Genomic DNA, 16,493 nt, shown 5'->3' with positions numbered 1-16,493 from the left:
GTCCCTGGGCGTGGTGTAGCTGAGGCGGCCATCGGGTTTCTCGGTAGGGTCGGGTTGCGAAAGCCAACCTGAACCGAGGGATGCCCCCGATGACCAAACCCATGATGGACCTGAGAGAGCTCGTCGAGAAGAGCGGTGATGCGGATCTTCTACGCGAGATGATCGGCTTTGCCGCCGAGCGCCTGATGGAGCTCGAGGTCGGCGGCCAGACCGGCGCCGCCTATGGCGAGAAGAGCCCTGAGCGTCGGGCGCAGCGCAACGGCTACCGTGACCGGGACTGGCAGACGCGGGCCGGGAACGTGGAGCTGCGCATTCCCAAGCTGCGGACGGGAAGCTACTTCCCCTCGTTTCTCGAGCCCCGGCGAGCCGTGGAGAAGGCGCTGACGGCGGTCATTCAGGAAGCCTATGTGCATGGCGTCTCGACGCGCGCCATGGACGATCTCGTGCAGGCCATGGGCGGCACCGGCATCTCGAAGAGCCAGGTCAGTCGGCTGTGCGAGGAGATCGACGAGCGGGTCGATGCTTTCCTGACTCGACCGATCGAGGGCGAGTGGCCCTATCTCTGGATCGACGCCACCTACCTGAAAGTCCGCCAAGGCGGCCGCATCGTGTCCGTCGCCGTCACCATCGCCGTGGGTGTGAACACCGATGGCCGTCGCGAGGTGCTTGGCATGGCCATCGGGCCCTCCGAGGCGGAGACGTTCTGGACCGATTTTCTGCGCGATCTCGTGCGCCGAGGGATGTCCGGCGTGAAGCTGGTGGTCAGCGATGCCCACGAAGGCATCAAGGCCGCTACGGCTCGTGTGCTGTCCACGACCTGGCAACGGTGCCGTGTACATTTCCAGCGAAACGCCTTGGCCCATGCCGGCAAGAGCAGCCGGCGCGTGGTCTCGGCCTTCATCGCCACGGCCTTTGCCCAGCCCGACCACAGCGCGGCCAGAACGCAATGGCGCCTCGTGGCCGACCAGATGCGGGGCAAGCTGCCGAAGCTCGCCACCCTCATGGACGGGGCCGAAGAGGATGTCCTTGCCTACATGACCTTTCCTCAGCAGCACCGGGCAAAGTTGCACTCCACGAATCCGATTGAGCGATTGAACGGGGAAATCAAACGGCGCACCGATGTCGTCGGCATCTTCCCCAATGAGGCCGCCATCCGTCGCCTGGTGGGAGCGATCCTGATGGAGCAGACCGAGGAATGGGCCGTGCAGCGCTCCCGCTACATGACGCTGGAAACGCTCGCGCCAGTCTGCGACGATCCCATCGTCAGCCTGCCTGCCGCGCAGACGGACTGATCAGCTCGGCCCGCCGACACCAGTCAGGCCAGCCAAGAGCTACACCACGTCGTGGGACACGATCACGCTGGCGCGTGGCGGGCGCGTGGAACTGCGCGGCTTCGGTGCTTTCTCCGTCGTTCGACGCGACCCGCGCCCGGGTCGCCATCCGAGGACCGGCGCGCCCCTTCAGGTCGATGAAACCCATGCACCGAAGTTCAGGGCGAGCAAGAAGTTGCTTGCCCGACTGAATGGAGCCGCCCTCGATCGCAGCGCGCACCACACTCCGACCTGATAGCAGATTACAAGGGGCCGCGCCTGTCCGCGTCGGCCCTGCAGCAGCCATCGGCACCGCGCATTACGAAACACCCCAGGATCAACCGTGGCAGGCGTTCGTCGCTGTCGTCCGGAGCAATTTGCTCGCCAAGCCATAAGTCCATGCGCGCGTGATGTCCGCCGGCGGCGGGCTAGAGACGGTTGACATGTCGAAGCAAGGGATCGGCCTGGCGCCATGTCCGCCCGGGATTTGAAGCGCTCCACTTGTGTGCCTCAGAAGAGAACTACGGCGGCGTCAGGGAGGAGGAAGACGCCGCCGCTAGTTCCTCGGGCCTGGGAGGAGAGACCCTCGGCGCTTCGGTTCGGACCGCCCTGGGAGGGGAGGTGAGCTCGAACCGAAACAGGTGCCCGTCGCGAGTGGGAGGACTGCGGGGACAGGATCGACATAACCACCCATGTCCCGGCCACAATCCGCATTCATGACAACCCCGGCATGCATCAAGCGCATGGCTGTCATGGATCTACTCTGAGCGGAGACGTGCGGCGATACCGTCAGCCAGGTCCGAAGCCGGGAGGGGAGTATCGCGTCCCTCCTTCTTGTGTGTCTGGAAGGCAGGAGCGGAGGGTGACTTCGCTTTCAAACCGCGCATTGCCGGACAGATCCAAGGCTCGCTGCCCGCAGGGCAAGGTCGACCGGGACACACTACCGGAAAGGAGAATGGTCGCTCCCGCTACATCGGGTCTTTCGTGACGGGATGGCCGGATGCGGAGGGACCTTGGCAATTTCGTCCGTCGCAAAAAAATGCTGCCACTGGATGTGCCAGGGCAGCAGGTGTTCGGAAAAGCAACGGGGAGCGTTCCTGATCCGCCGAGAGATACTCTGCCCCAACAAGCCGGCATCCCACATGACAGACCTATACCTTCGGATATGTGCGGGTCAACCTGTCGTCGAGAAAGCTTGCCGGTCGACCTTGCCAGTAGCATCCCAAGGGAGCGCTGGCCCCGCTCTTTCGTTCCCCCGTAAGGATCCTTGCATGCGTCGAACACGGGCTTGAACGGCCCGAAGGGCAAATCGGCCGTTCCACGCATTTGGACGATAGCGCACGCCCGTTCCGGTGAGGCCGGGGGTTGTAGGCACGGTGTTCCTATCTCCTTCCAGGCGCCGGCTGCCGGTTTCAAGTCTGCTCGGGAATCAGGCAGACCCCGACCAGATCGCGCAAGTTTTCAGCTTCGCGCGCTGCTCCCGGAGACACCCGAATGCGAGCTTGGCATCATCTCTACCCCGCGCTCCCGGCGCCTCAGGGCGCCGAACAGCTGCGGGCCGACTTCGGGGCTTTGATCGGCATCAGCCTCTGCGCTGCGCTGGTCAGCCTTGGAAGCGGCTGGACTGGTCCACACCTCATTCTCGTGGCACCGCTCGGCGCGACGGCCGTGCTGGTCTTCTGCGTGCCGAACTCGCCGCTCGCTCAGCCCTGGTCGGCGGTCGTGGGCAACGTGACCTCGGCCCTTGTCGCGCTGCTCGTGCTCCGGTTCGTCCCGGCGCCTTGGGTGACCGGCGGGGCGGTGGGCGCCGCGATCATTGCGATGATGCTCATGCGCGCCCTGCATCCCCCCGGCGGCGCCGTCGCCCTGCTGATGGCGCTTGATCCGGCGCCAGAGTTGGAAGCGGGGCCGCTCTTCGCGCTGATGCCGGTCGGGGTGACGACGGCCGCGCTGGTCCTCGCGGCCGTCATCTACAATCGGATGACGGGCAGGGCTTACCCATTCCGCCAGCCGGATACCGATGGCACCCAGGATCCGGCCTTGCGATTGGGGCTCTCGACCGAACAGCTCGGCGCACTGCTGGAGCGCTTCAATCAATCGGCGAATGTTGGCATCGCGGACCTTGGGCGGTTGCTTGCGGCCGCGGAGGCAGAGGCGGCGCAGCATCGCTTTGCAGGCACGACCTGCGCCGACGTCATGACCCGGAACCTCATCACCGTGCGGCCTGACACGACGTGGACCGAGGCGGCGCGGCTCTTTCGCCATCATGCCATTAAGAGCCTTCCCGTCGTGGACGAGGACATGAAACTGTGCGGCCTGGTGCTCCAGTCCGATCTGCTTGCCCCGATGGTCGACGGGAGCGGCCTGGGAGCGCCACAGCAGAACCCTGCGCCCTCCATCGTTGCCGATGTCATGCGCGCAGCCGATTGCGCCGTGCCTCACGACTTGGCCGTCGGGGTCCTGTTGAACCGACTGGCCGCCCAGGGAAGCGAAGTCATACCAGTCGAGAGGAACGGCCAGCTCGTCGGCATCCTGACCCGCTCGGATATGATCCGGCTGCTGCTGAGCGGTGCCGAGGAGCGCTCCGCAGCCTAGCCGGTCCGCCTTGACCAATGGCGGGTCAACGAGACCACCGCGCCTGACCGTCGGTGTTCGCCATCGCTCGGTGTTTCGCCCCTCTCTGAAACGTGTGGCCTGACCCGTTTTGAGAGTGGTGCCGCAGGCATTGTGCAGGTGCAGCATCGCGCTTAGCTTGCCTTGCATGAGCTACACGATCGCTGTTTCCGACCGCATGATCCTCGCCTGCGCCCCCGATGACGCGCCAGCGGAGCTCGCCCGTCGTCTGGAAACGGTCCTGCCCGGCGACATGGGCGTGCGGGCTCACATAGAAAGCCAACTGGTCACGGTGACGGGCGTCACCTTGTTTCCCGATGACGTTGCCGCATTCCGGGCTGGTGCTATCGATCTCTGGCACGCCCGCCCCGGTGCCTTGAACGGCTTTGCCGATGCGGAGGGGAGGCGGGTGACCGTCGCGGCGCGGTTGGGCAGTCGGAAGCCTTGGGGCAGCCGCCGGTAAAAAATGCCCGCCATCTGCGATGGCGAGCAAGAAGGGGAAGGTTGCCAAGACAGGCATCCATGATGCGCGAGTGACCACTCGCTGCCTCACGTTTTACGATAGCAAATCGGACGTCAATGCTTCTGGATTGCGCATCTGTCGGTATCACCCGGCCATTGCAAGATTGCGCCAACTCCTAGACGGAAAGCTGAAGGCTTGGCCGCTTGTCACAAAAGCGAAGGGAAGCGGGGCCGAATGGCATGCGGAAACCTACGTGAGTGCGACGATAGCTCATGGGCCCGCATGGAATATCTGAGGCTGCGCTGTCGGACCAGGCCGAAGGCCAGGTTTGTTTTCTTACGAACTGGCAGCGTTTTCAGCGACAGCATTCTGGAAATGCCGAGCCTGGCCCCGCGACGCGGCACAGCCTGTCCAGCCCTCTACGGCAGGTGCCAGATGCGGGATCGTGCGCAAACGAACCATGCCATACAGGAACTCCTGCGGCCATGCGCCGTTGGGATTGGCTCCCTGATCAACGCACAGCGGGAGCAGAGAACGGATCAAACTGTCGCTCTCTCGGCGGGTTCTTTGCTTTCCTCACCTGTGCCTTGAGCAACCGAGCATGGCGATGGTGGCCTAAACCTCACTCTCTGGGCCGTCATCGCCGCCTGCCGGTAACCGTGAAAAAAGGGGAGAGCGACCTTTCCGCCGATCCTGCGACTGCCGATGCAGGATGGAGGGTAGCGGAGCATAGGAGATGGCCTCTTCGGAGCTTCCGCCAATCCTTCGGTGAAACGCGCATTCGACACCGAGCGCGGTCGCTGCCCGAACGCCGCTCATCGTGGACACTGCATTTGACCAAGGCGCAAACCTCGCCCGCGGCAAGAAGGATCCTCTCTGCGTTGCCGCGAGCAGCGTGGGTCAGTTGGACCCGGAGCGGGGCCAGACCAGCCGCACGAAAAGCAGCATGGCGGCAATCAGGATCAGCGGCGCTTGGGCAAACACCAGCATGACGAGCCCGCCGATGGCCAGGGCTCCCGGAAGAACGACAAGCAGTCGCGGCGACGCTTTCGGATCCGGGGTGTCGTGGTTCATGATGACGAGCCTCCGCTCGGCCGAAGCTCGATCAGGCGCCATGACTTTCCGTGCAGAGAAAACGGTCGCACCGGAAAATCGTTCCGCGACGTCAGCCTCGGCGCCGCTCGGGCGATCCGGCGTCCACACTGGTCGAACGCGGGAGGTCGGCATCCTGCGCAAGGGGGCGGTTTCTGTGGTCTCGGTCACGAGATCGGATCCGCCGCTTCACCCGACATGGTGGCTCCCTCGCATATCCGCCCCAGCGGGACCCGGAGCTCGAAGTGGAAGCCGGTAGCATCGATCTCACGTTCGAATGTCCCGCCCAGCCGGCCTTCGACCATGCTCTGCAATAGCTGCGATCCAAACCCGACGCGTTCGGAGGGGGTGGGCGCGGGTTGGCGCGGGACATGAAGCCGCTCCCGCCAGGTCAGGCACAGATCGCCCGTGTCGACGCAGACCCGGCCCGAGATCGCCAGATCGGCCTCCGTGCCGAGCCCGCCGTATTTCAGCCCGTTCGTCGCCAGCTCGTTCAGGATGAGCGACAGCGGCATCACGCAGTCGCTGTCGATGATCAGGTTGGGAACGGTGATCGGGAGGACATTCGCATTGGGCAGGTGGCCGACGGCGTTACCAAGGGCTCATGGCAATCATGACGAGGACCACCAGGGTCCCGCCGGCCAGGCGCACGGTCAACTCGCATGGCCTACCATTCTGGTCCCCGAAGTGGATCAGAAGCAGGCACAGCAGCGGGATCACCAGCCAGACCCAGCCCTCTGTGCCCAGCAGGTCGGACAGAACGGCGCTCATGCGAAAAGACCTAGCGCGCAGGTCGCGTGGATGGACGACGCAAAAGGATAGGCCCATGCCATCGCTCTCACGGGGCGCTAGGAGCGCCACAGGTGCTCGAGCGTCGATCTCGGCAAGTTCGCAATTCGAGGGCAAACTCCGGATGCGTGCCGGGGTCAGCGCAGCTCGTGGTTCTGGGCCGGAGGATATCCAGATCTCGCCTCGAAGCCTTCTGGAATCTGGATCATACCAGGGGTAGTCACCCTTCCGACTTGGATTGCGCTTTCCCCAGGTCGACCACGGGCATGAAGCCCCCGTAGATCAGCCGCATGCCATCGAAGGGCATCGGGTTCTTTTCGGGATCCATGCGCGGATCGCCGGTCTCGGGGTTGTTCATCCACTCGGTCATCTTGGCATGGGCCGCGTCGCGCACGCCCTTGTCCGGCCACTCGATCCAGGACAGGACGATGGTCTCGTCGTCGGTGGCCTGCACCGCCCTGCGAAAATCCGTGACCTTGCCCTCGGGCACGTCGTCGCCCCAGCATTCGATCACGCGGGACGCGCCCAAATCCATGAAGACGCTGTCGCCCAACTTGGCGTGGTCGATGAACTTCTGCTTGTTCGCGATTGGAACGGCCAACACGAAACCGTCGACGTAAGACATGTCAAATCTCCTTTCGGGATTCTCCAACTGCCGCCTCGAGCGCGGCAATGTCGATCTTGCCCATGGTCATCATCGCCTCGAAGGCGCGGCGCGCGACGCCGCGCTCGGCGCTGGTAGTCAGGTCCAGCAACCGCCGTGGCGTGATCTGCCACGAATGCCCCCAACGGTCCTTGCACCAGCCGCAGGCGCTCGGCATTCCGCCATTGTCGAGGATCGCGTTCCAGTAGCGGTCGGTTTCGTCCTGGGTCTCGGTCACCACCACGAAGCTGACCGCCTCGTTCGGCACGAAGGCCGCACCACCGTTGAGCCCCAGGAAGGCGCGGCCGGGCACGGTGAACGCGATGGTGGGCCCGTCGCCCTCCTTGCTACCGGGAAAATCCGCGGGGGCCGCATTCACGCGGTCCAGATGGCTGTCGGGAAAGGTCCGGGCATAGAACTCGGCGGCGTTGCGCGCCTTGCCCCGATTGAACCACAGGCCTGTGACGAGCTCTGTCATTTCGACCTCGCTTCCGACCGTCCAGCACGAGGGGGTCTCGCTTGATCGCACCGAAGCCGGAAATCACGCTACTTGAGTATGACAGGATTCCATCCAACTGGAACGGGAAAACGACGGAACCGGCGCAGCGTCCTGCGCCCAGTGCAGACGCTCATTTGGGAGTACAGCGGTGATCCTTTCTGGTCCCTTGGTCGAGTGCGCGCATGCCCCCGCGCGGCCATCTGAGATGTGTCCGCATGATCTTGGTAAGACGTCGGCGCATAATGTGCAGCAAGCGGCCTTGAAGCACCGTCCGCAGACTGCGGATCGGGAATCCAGGCCTTTAGACAAGGGAGCGTGACCATGAACGTGACTGCCATCTATCTCAGCATCAACGCAGCCGACTTCGATGCTCAATCCGATTGGTGGAAACGGCTTGTCGGGCGTCACTGGGACCGCGAGCCGATGCCGTCATGCCACGAGTGGAGCCTTCGCGACGGCGTTCTCCTTCAGGTCCTTGATAGCCCGGAAGGGGGGGGAGCACGACAGTCACCCTGCACGTACCCGACCTCGAGACCGAAAGGGCGCGGCTGGCGAAACTGCGGATTGAGGTGCCGCAGCCGGTAAGCATCGAAGGGTTCGAAACCCTGCGCTACGCGGAGATCTCCGATCCCGAGGGCAACCAGGTGGGCCTTCTCGACGGGCATTAGTCCGGCCGCCGAACCGTGCCGCCGCCTTGTGCTGTTCGGGTCGTGCCACCAGTGAACGCACCTGCCTCTGGCATACGGTTTCCGGAAAGGTAGGGTAGAAGCTCTTTCGGAACGCGGCACTCTGATCGGGCGATGTGGACCGTGCCTGCTTACCAGATTTGGTCGGGCAGGCGGGGCACGGTGCTCATGTTGAGGCCGACCCCGGCCCGCAGCCGTGCCTCGTAGCCGGCGGCGAGCGCTTCCGCCTCCGCCAACACGCGCAGCAGCCGAGTCTCCACATGTTCGGTCAGCAGGCGCCGCGCCAGTTCGGGCGCCCCGGCGTCAGCGAGTATTGCGGCGCTGCGCTGCACATCCGCCAGTTCCGCGGCCAGGCCGCGCTCCACCGCCCGCCAATGCGTCGAAACCTCTGCCACCCATGCATCGCCCCCTTGGAAGGCCAGGTGCATCAGCCGCTTGAAGACCGCGACCGCCGAGCGGGTGGAGGCGGCGCCCTGCGGGATGTCGGAGATAGCCTCGGCCCCCGTCACCTCGTGCACGCGATCGATGAAGCGGGCGCTCTCGCCACGTCCGAGATAGCGATGACGGCCGTATTCAAGAGGCACGCGCTCGATGCCCAGGAACACCGGCACAAGGGGCGCGGTGACGGGGCCGACCGGGGCATGCCACATCATGCGCAGCATCTCGGGCGTCTCGGCGGTGAGGGGCACGATCTGCCCATACCCGGCGCTGTCGCCGGTCAACCGTGGGGTCGACACGGCCCAGATCATGTCTTCGAGCCCTAGCCCGCCGGGGCGGGCCGCGCGCTTTGCCATCTCGCCCTCGATCCACGCCACGCCGGGACGCCGTCCTCGGCCATCGCCGAAGACCCGGTTCACGTCGAAGGCATCGCCTGCCATGTGCCACCCGAGCCTCTGCGCGGTCTCGAGGAAGTGTTCAGGAAACAGCACGTCTTCACCCGCTTCCTGCGGGATCAGGCCGATCCAGCCCGGTCGCAGCGCGCGAATGCTCCGAGGCCCCAGCCGTTCGGCCACCCAAAGCCCCAGACCCCCGGCGAACTCGATCACCACCCAGCCTTCGCGGGCATCGGCGATCAGGTGCGAGTTGCCGCCATAGCTGCTGTGACCATGCGTGGCGATCAGCGCGCCGATGATCCCGACGCCCTCCCGCGCGGTCCGGGCGCGCTCCAGCACGATCTTCGAGAGATCCGAGTAGTTCGGCCCCTTCTGATCCGGCGGGGTCATCGCCACGAGCTCGGGCCGGGAGGGAGACCAGACATCGCGCACCGCGACGCCGTGCTGGTTCACGCCGCCATTGATGAGCGGTGGCGGCGCACCGAGATAATGGCTGTAGTTCACGCCCATGTAGCGCGCCGTCCGGGGCACCTGCGGGATCGTGCTCAGCCGGCCGGGCAGGGCGGCCTCGGCCGTGACGCCGACCGTGATCGTGCTGTCCGTGGCGTGGCTGCGGCAGGGCACCACCTCCAGCCAGTGGCCAGAGGGCTCATCTCCGTACCCCGCAAGCCAGCCATGGCCCGAGGCGCAGAGGTCGGACCCGATATAGAGGGCGTAGCTCATGACGGCCGGTCAACTCTTGCTGCGAGGGGCTATAGTTCGGCGCGGAGCGGCTGTTCGGCGCAGCCCTTGGCGCCGAGGAGCCGGTCATACTCGCGTTCCGGAGCGCCATAGAACCCGTCGGTCGACATCTCCATGGCTTCCCTGTCCCGAATTTCAACAAGACCGCGGGTCGAGCGAATGTATCCCCGGCCTTCGAGCTCATGGAGGGCCACCGTCACGCCGGCTCGGCGAACTCCGAGCATCAGGGCCATGTATTCATGCGTCAGCTCGAACGCATCACCCTGCACCCGGTCATGGCACATCAGCAGCCAGCGGGCCAGGCGCGTCTCCAGCTTCGCATGATTGCAAGCCAGGATCGTGCCATACATTTGCGCCATATGGGCCTGCAGATAACGCAGCATTCGGCGTCGGACGTCGGAAATTTCCATGGCGGCCCGAAACGCGCCGGCCTCCATGCGCCATCCCTGGCCGCCGACCTGCACGACCACATCGTGCATGCTGCGGTCGTCTCCGAGGATCAGCGAGGTGCCGGTCATCCCCTCATGACCCGCCATCCCCGCCTCGGAACCGGGAAGTTCATGACCGCTGGCCACCACGGAGGCTATGCCTGCGGTCGGGAAGTAGGCATGCGCGACGTTTTGACCGTGGCATTCGAGCCGCGACCTGAGCGGCAGATCCACGGCTTCGAGGCGGGGTCTGAGTTCCGCGAGGACCGCCTTGGGAAGCCCATCGAGGAGCCGGTTTCCAGTTGATGTGCCCATAGCCACTCGCCTCAAATTCGCAGAAGGGAAACCCCTCTCGTATGGTGGCAGCTCAGCGAGCGAACAACCAATGGAAGCAGGCTAGCAGCAAAACCGGGGGTGACAAAGTCGTCCCGCCAAAAGAGGATGGGCCTGGGCGCCAGGCATGCAACTTCGACCATGCCCGCCACGCCTTGATGTGAATTCGGAGCTTCATCGTCTCGGACGGAGCCGAGCGCCGTCTCAACGCAATCCGAACAGCAAGGCGACCCCACCTAGATAGCAGACAGCGACCGCGATGGAGTCGAGGCCGATGCCTCCGACCGCCGGATCACGGCGCTCGAGAAGGCCGGCCATGTAGATCGCCGTCACCAGGATGCCCAGGGCCCCGGCCACGATCGAAAAGCTGCCGGCCTCGCCCAGCACCGGCGGGCCGAGATAGGCCAGGTCCACCAGCAGGATCAGCGCGATGTCGAAAAGGTTGGTGCCAAAGATGTCCGAAACCGCCATGACGAAGCGCTTGAGCCGCATCGCCGCAAGCACTGTCGAAATCTCCGGAAGCGAGGTCGCGATGGCAACGAAGACCGCCCCGAAGAAGCTCTGTCCCAGCCCGGTCTGTTCCGCCAGCGCCTCGGAAGCAGAAGACAGCGCCCAGCCGGCCACGAAGATCGCCAGGGCAACTACGACGGTCATCAAGGTGAGGCGGCGCGACGACATGTCAGGGTGCTCGACATCCGGTAGCTCCTCCGCCGGCGGCTGGCCCACCACCTCCCAGTCGAGATTGCCCTCGGCCTGCGTCACGAGGCGCAGGGCGTAGAGAAAGCTGCCGAAGATGATCCAGGACCACATCCCAGCGCCGAGCACCGGCACGTCGCCCACGGCAATGCCGATGATCACGAAGGCCATCAGCACGATGCCCAGGGTGCCTTGCAGGATCACCGTCGGGTCCGGCACGGCGGTGGTCAGCGCGCCCCGGCGATAGACGGCATCGGCGACAGCCAGGATCGCGACCTGCATGGTGAAGCCGCCCAGGAGGTTGTTGACTGCGAGCGCGCCCGCCCCGGAGATGGCGGCGCTGCCGGCCACCGCGATCTCTGGCAACGAGGTGACGCCCCCGAGAAGGAGCACGCCCAGGGCCGCCTGCCCGATACCGGTTCGGCGCGCGATGGCATCGGCGTAGACGGACAGCCGGGTGCCCGCGATCCAGACGATGATCGCGGCGACGATGAAGACGGCCAGGTTCGCGGCCAGCGGCAGCCCTTCGAGAACACCCATCAGCAGATGACCCTGTTTGGCGCAAGCGCTACCGATCGGACGAGACCGTTTTCACCTCCCGGCAAATGCCTCCCCATTCTCGAGGTGATATCCGCAAGCATGGCGTGAATGCCGATCACCAACGTCTCCGGCAGATTGCGTCCTTCAGGCGCAACCTGATCCTGCGGCTGCAGGTTCCCCGAGGACCAGCGGGCGGGATATGGCCAACGCCCTCGAGCTTCCCTGGTTAATCCCAGAATATCCTGCGGCGCGCAACGCAAGGCCCGCCCCGGCGCAGCGCTGCGGGTCCCGGTGGAACCGCGTCGAGTCAGCACACGTTGCGCGAGGGGAGGCCTTATGACCGAGAAGCCCCGCGTTCTCATCACCGGCGCCGCCGGCAGCATCGGATCGGCGCTGCGCGAGCGTCTTGTGGATTACGAGGTGATCGGGCTCGACCGCGAGGATGGCCCGGGCGTCTTCGCCTTCGACATCACCGACAGCGCCTCGATCGAGCGGGCCCTGGACCGGATCGCCGACCGGCACGGGCGGCGCTTCGCGGCCGTGATCCATCTCGCGGCCTATTTCGATTTCTCCGGCGAGGACAACCCGCTCTACGACGAGGTCAATGTCGAGGGCACGGCAAAGCTGCTCGACGCGTTGCAGGACTACGAGGTGGAGCGGTTCATCTACTCCGGGACGATGCTGGTGCACCGTCCCGGCGCCCCGGGCCTGCCGATCAACGAGGCGACTGCCATCGATCCGAAATGGGCCTATCCGATCTCCAAGGCCCGGGCCGAGGAGGTGATCCGGGAGCGGCATGGCGAAATGCCCTATCTGCTGCTGCACCTCGCCGGGCTCTACGACGAGAAGACGGCGGTCCCGACACTGGCCGAGCAGATCCGCCGGATCTACGAGCGGGATCCGAAATCGCACGCCTATTCGGGCGACCTGCACACGGGGCAGTCGTTCCTGCACCGCGAAGACATGCTCGACGCCTTCGCCCGCGCGGTGGATCGGCGTGGCGAGCTGCCCGACGATGCGGTGATCCTCGTCGGCGAGCCCGAGGCGGTGCCCTATGAAGACTTGCAGCACATCCTCGCCCGGCTGATCCATGGCGAAGAGGACTGGACCACGCTCTCGGTGCCCAAGCCACTCGCCGCGGCGGGCGCCTGGCTCGAGACCAAGGCCGAGCCGGTCATCCCGGACGACATCGACCAGGGCGAGGCGCCCTTCATCAAGCCGTTCATGGTGCGGATGGCCGATGACCATCACGAGCTCGATATCTCGCGCGCCAAGGCGCTCCTGGACTGGAAGCCGCGCCATGCCCTGCGCGAAACGCTGCCGAGGATGGTCGAACACCTGAAATCCGACCCGGCCCGCTGGTACGAGGCGAACGGGCTGACCCCGCCGCACTGGCTGCAAGCCGTGGCCGAGGAAGGCCACGACGCCGAAGAGCTGCGGGCGCGTCACGAGGCGCGGTTCCGCGCCGCGCACGCCCGCAGCCTTTGGGCCCACTTCCTCAATGCCGGCATGGGTGCGTGGCTCGCGGCCTCGCCGCTGGTGGTCGGCTATGGCGGGCTTGGCATGACGATCAGCGACATCGTCTCGGGGCTTCTCGTGATGGCGGGCAGTCTTCTCGTGCTGTCCTGGCGCCTCGCGCTGATCCGCTGGGCGGTGGCGGCGGTGGGCCTGTGGGTGATGGCGGCACCGCTCCTGTTCTGGACCGAAAGCGCGGCCGCCTATCTAAACGGATCGCTATCGGGCATGATCGTCTTCGCCCTCGCGGTCTGCGTGCGCCCCCCGCCCGGCGTCGGGCGGATCGCCGCGAGCCGCGGGCCGGCGGTGCCCAAGGGCTGGGATTACTCGCCGTCGGATTGGACGCAGAGGATCCCGATCATCGCCCTCGCCATCTTCGGCTATCTGGTCTCGCGCTACCTCGCGGCCTATCAGCTGGGCCATGTCGACAGCGTTTGGGAGCCGTTCTTCGCCGGCGCGCCCGAGGATCCGAAGAACGGCACCGAGGAGATCATCACATCTGATGTCTCACGGGCCTGGCCGGTGCCGGATGCGGGCCTCGGCGCCCTGACCTACCAGCTCGAGATCCTGATCGGGCTGATCGGATCGGCCAGCCGCTGGCGCACCATGCCCTGGCTGGTGCTGGTGTTCGGCATCATGATCGTGCCTCTCGGCGTGGTGTCGATCACCTTCATCATCATCCAGCCGATCCTGCTCGGCACGTGGTGCAGCCTGTGCCTGATCACCGCCGCCGCGATGCTGATCCAGATCCCCTATTCGGTCGATGAGCTGATCGCGACCTGCCAGTTCCTGGTCCGGCGCAAGCGCGCCGACCGGCCGATGCTGAGGGTGTTCCTGACCGGCGACACGGATGAGGGCCCGGATGACGGGCAGCGGGTCGAAAGCTTCGAGCGCCCGCCCGGCGCGGTGATCGGTGAGATGCTGGGCGGCGGGATCGGCGTGACCCCGGGCCTTGCCGTGAGCGCGGCGGTGGGGCTGTGGCTGATGTTCACGCGGCTGACGCTCGGCACCGAAGGGGGCCTCGCCGATACCGATCACCTGATCGGCGCGCTCGCCCTGACCGTGGCGGTGACCGCGATGGCCGAAAGCGCGCGGCCGGTTCGGTTTCTCAACATCTGCCTCGGCGCAGCGCTGGTGATCGCGGCGCTGGTCATGGACGGCAACTGGCTGCAGAAGGGCGCCGACATCCTGGCCGGGCTGGTGCTGATCGCCGCAAGCGTGCCGCGCGGTCCGATCCGGCATTCCTACGGCAGCTGGTCGCGCCTGCTCGTGTAGGCGACGGGGGAAGAGATGCGCATGCCCAACTCATGCAGGATGCTGCTCTACCCTACGAACACGGTTGTCCGCATGGCTGTGGCCGGTTTTTAGTCCGCCGTTGACCAAACTATGCGCGGGCTTTCTCGCGCATCCGGAGGCTGCCGACCTCAGAGGTAGCTCGAGCCGCCGAAAATCTTGCGGACCATCTCGGCCCGGTTTGTGCCAAGCGCGGCGAGATCTTCGTCGGACAGTTCGTTAAGCCGGCGGACCTGTTGCATACGCGGGCCAGCTTCGGCGAGTGCGACAAGACTTCGGCCAATGGCAGCGAAGGGAGCGACAAAGATCCGGACGATCGAAGGTCCGCTGGTCAGGTTTGTGGTCTGGGCCATGGGAGTACCCTTTCAGCTGGTGTCTGCTTTTCTTGCAACAATAGATGGCCGCCTGAGCCGGGCCGGACAACCGACACCTGGGTCTGGCGGGGTTGCGCTGGATGCAAGGCGAGCTGATGCCGGAACAGGATTACAGGTGGGCGATACGCCCCCCGTGATCGTTTCCCCTCGCGCAACTTGGCACGGCATGCTCCCGCAAGCCGACCTCGGTCACTGGTGGGAACCATGAGGGAGCTTGGCCGCTCCTCAACGGCCTCATGAAGATCGGTTCATTGGTCTGCCACTTGTGGGGCCGAGTGAAGACATGTCCGCAAGGCTGAGGGTCGGATAGAGCGAGCCACTAGCGCGCACCGTGTTTCCGGGCGCGGGTCATTCCTCCGCCACCTCCCAAGATCGCACTATGAGCCGACTTCGCGATGCCATGGCGTGTTGCCCACTGCCGGCTTGGATGATGGGCGGGTCGGAGGTCACCCCATCGCAGGCGGCCATGTCAGAACAGAAGAAACGGAAGGGCAGCCTCATCGCCACCCCAAGGCCGGTGCAACATGCGTGAGGATCGCTTCGATGACATGCGCATTGTAGTCGACGCCCAGCTGGTTGGGCACCGTCAGGAGGAGGGTGTCCGCCTCGGCAATGGCCTCGTCTTCCTTGAGTTGGGAGACGAGTGTCTCCGGTTCTGCGGCGTAGCTACGGCCGAAGATGGCCCGTGTGTGCGGGTCGAGATAGCCGATCTCATCGGCGGACTGGTTTCCGCGACCGAAATAGGCGCGATCGAGATCATTCACGAGCGCGAAGATACTGCGGCTGACGGAGACCCGCGGCGTGCGCGCATGTCCCGCTTCCTCCCATGCGGCGCGGTAGGCGCGGATCTGCCGGGCTTGCTGAACGTGGAAAGGCTCGCCGGTCTCGTCATTCTTCAGCGTGGAGCTTTGCAGGTTCATGCCCAGTTTTGCAGCCCAGACGGCTGTCGCGTCCGATCCCGCTCCCCACCAGATGCGGTCACGCAGCCCCTCGGAGTAGGGCTCGAGGCGCAACAGGCCCGGCGGGTTCGGAAACATTGGCTGGGGGTTGGGCTGGGCGAAGCCCTCACCGCGCAACACATCGAGCAGGACCTCGGCGTGGTGCCGTCCGAGATCGGCGTCGGTGCCGCCTTCTGGCGGCTGGTAACCGAAATGTCTCCAGCCATCGATCACCTGTTCGGGCGAGCCGCGGCTGATGCCAAGCTGAAGCCGACCGCCGGAAATCAGGTCAGCTGCACCGGCCTCCTCCGCCATGTAGAGGGGGTTCTCATATCGCATGTCGATGACGCCGGTGCCGATCTCGATGCGGCGGGTCCGAGCGCCCACAGCTGCCAAGAGGGGGAAGGGCGACGCGAGCTGTCGCGCGAAGTGATGCACGCGGTAATAGGCCCCGTCTGCGCCCAGCTCTTCGGCGGCAACCGCCAGGTCGATCGACTGCAGCAGGACATCGCTTGCCGACCGGGCCTGCGAACCGCCTGCCGGAGACCAGTGTCCGAATGACGGAAATCCGATCTTCTTTATGACGCCTCTGCCTCCAAAACTAGCGGCCTCGCCCATCAAGCACTGCAAAAGCGATCCGTTCCGTTCGCTTTCCCGGTCCGAAACCGTGGTGTCGCGCCTGCGACCTGTGATCGCCATCCGCTTGC

At 65.3% G+C, this 16,493-nt stretch carries 14 protein-coding genes and 1 pseudogene; 5 read left to right on the top strand and 10 right to left on the bottom strand.

Annotated features, from left to right (window positions below):
• The first annotated feature begins 89 nt into the window (after positions 1-89).
• From ACRAQ3_RS18885 to ACRAQ3_RS18870, 4 genes and pseudogenes are all read left to right on the top strand, one after another.
• Positions 90-1,292, top strand: a complete 1,203-nt coding sequence (locus tag ACRAQ3_RS18885; protein ID WP_432254231.1) for an IS256 family transposase — start codon at positions 90-92, stop codon at positions 1,290-1,292.
• 58 nt (positions 1,293-1,350) lie between these two features.
• Positions 1,351-1,566, top strand: a pseudogene (locus ACRAQ3_RS18880) (HU family DNA-binding protein); the annotation flags it as partial.
• Positions 1,567-2,804: 1,238 nt separating this feature from the next.
• Complete coding sequence (locus ACRAQ3_RS18875) at positions 2,805-3,905, top strand: HPP family protein (RefSeq protein WP_432256744.1); 1,101 nt, start codon at positions 2,805-2,807, stop codon at positions 3,903-3,905.
• A 166-nt stretch (positions 3,906-4,071) separates the two neighbouring features.
• Positions 4,072-4,386, top strand: a complete 315-nt coding sequence (locus ACRAQ3_RS18870) for a hypothetical protein (RefSeq protein ID WP_432256743.1) — start codon at positions 4,072-4,074, stop codon at positions 4,384-4,386.
• Between the two features lie 900 nt (positions 4,387-5,286).
• On the opposite strand, the gene ACRAQ3_RS18865 is transcribed toward ACRAQ3_RS18870, so the two are convergent.
• From ACRAQ3_RS18865 to ACRAQ3_RS18830, 8 genes are all read right to left on the bottom strand, one after another.
• Entirely contained in the window at positions 5,287-5,649 is a 363-nt protein-coding gene (locus ACRAQ3_RS18865; RefSeq protein WP_432256742.1) for a hypothetical protein, read from the bottom strand.
• Positions 5,646-5,993: a hypothetical protein gene (locus ACRAQ3_RS18860; RefSeq protein WP_432256741.1), complete on the bottom strand. Its 348-nt coding sequence runs from the start codon at positions 5,991-5,993 to the stop codon at positions 5,646-5,648. Before ACRAQ3_RS18860 ends, ACRAQ3_RS18865 begins: the two co-directional genes overlap by 4 nt.
• 76 nt (positions 5,994-6,069) lie before the next feature.
• Positions 6,070-6,249 carry a hypothetical protein gene (locus ACRAQ3_RS18855; RefSeq protein WP_432256740.1) on the bottom strand — a complete coding sequence of 60 codons (180 nt, stop codon included), beginning with the start codon at positions 6,247-6,249 and terminating at the stop codon, positions 6,070-6,072.
• A gap of 238 nt (positions 6,250-6,487) precedes the next feature.
• On the bottom strand, positions 6,488-6,892 hold the full coding sequence (locus ACRAQ3_RS18850) for a DUF1428 domain-containing protein (RefSeq protein ID WP_432256739.1): 405 nt from the start codon (positions 6,890-6,892) through the stop codon (positions 6,488-6,490).
• A gap of 1 nt (position 6,893) precedes the next feature.
• Positions 6,894-7,388 (bottom strand): VOC family protein, encoded by a 495-nt coding sequence (locus ACRAQ3_RS18845; RefSeq protein ID WP_432256738.1) that lies wholly within the window; start codon positions 7,386-7,388, stop codon positions 6,894-6,896.
• An 838-nt stretch (positions 7,389-8,226) separates the two neighbouring features.
• The gene (locus ACRAQ3_RS18840; RefSeq protein WP_432256737.1) at positions 8,227-9,651 is read right to left on the bottom strand and encodes a C69 family dipeptidase; all 1,425 of its coding nucleotides are present in this window, start codon (positions 9,649-9,651) and stop codon (positions 8,227-8,229) included.
• Between the two features lie 29 nt (positions 9,652-9,680).
• Positions 9,681-10,412 (bottom strand): Crp/Fnr family transcriptional regulator, encoded by a 732-nt coding sequence (locus ACRAQ3_RS18835; RefSeq protein WP_432256736.1) that lies wholly within the window; start codon positions 10,410-10,412, stop codon positions 9,681-9,683.
• Positions 10,413-10,634: 222 nt separating this feature from the next.
• On the bottom strand, positions 10,635-11,666 hold the full coding sequence (locus ACRAQ3_RS18830) for a sodium:calcium antiporter (protein WP_432256735.1): 1,032 nt from the start codon (positions 11,664-11,666) through the stop codon (positions 10,635-10,637).
• A gap of 336 nt (positions 11,667-12,002) precedes the next feature.
• On the opposite strand from ACRAQ3_RS18830, the gene ACRAQ3_RS18825 reads away from it, so the two are divergent.
• Positions 12,003-14,456, top strand: a complete 2,454-nt coding sequence (locus ACRAQ3_RS18825) for a vitamin K epoxide reductase family protein (RefSeq protein ID WP_432256734.1) — start codon at positions 12,003-12,005, stop codon at positions 14,454-14,456.
• Positions 14,457-14,605: 149 nt separating this feature from the next.
• Here the strand turns inward: ACRAQ3_RS18825 and ACRAQ3_RS18820 are convergent, their stop codons facing one another.
• Complete coding sequence (locus ACRAQ3_RS18820; protein ID WP_432256733.1) at positions 14,606-14,827, bottom strand: DUF1127 domain-containing protein; 222 nt, start codon at positions 14,825-14,827, stop codon at positions 14,606-14,608.
• 518 nt (positions 14,828-15,345) lie between these two features.
• Positions 15,346-16,368 (bottom strand): LLM class flavin-dependent oxidoreductase, encoded by a 1,023-nt coding sequence (locus tag ACRAQ3_RS18815; RefSeq protein ID WP_432256979.1) that lies wholly within the window; start codon positions 16,366-16,368, stop codon positions 15,346-15,348.
• Positions 16,369-16,493: the final 125 nt, after the last annotated feature.

This window comes from Limimaricola sp. AA108-03, assembly GCF_050847355.1.
Taxonomy (GTDB): Bacteria; Pseudomonadota; Alphaproteobacteria; order Rhodobacterales; family Rhodobacteraceae; genus Limimaricola.
Note: the sequence above shows the minus strand (reverse complement) of the source record. Positions and strands in the feature narration are given on the sequence as shown.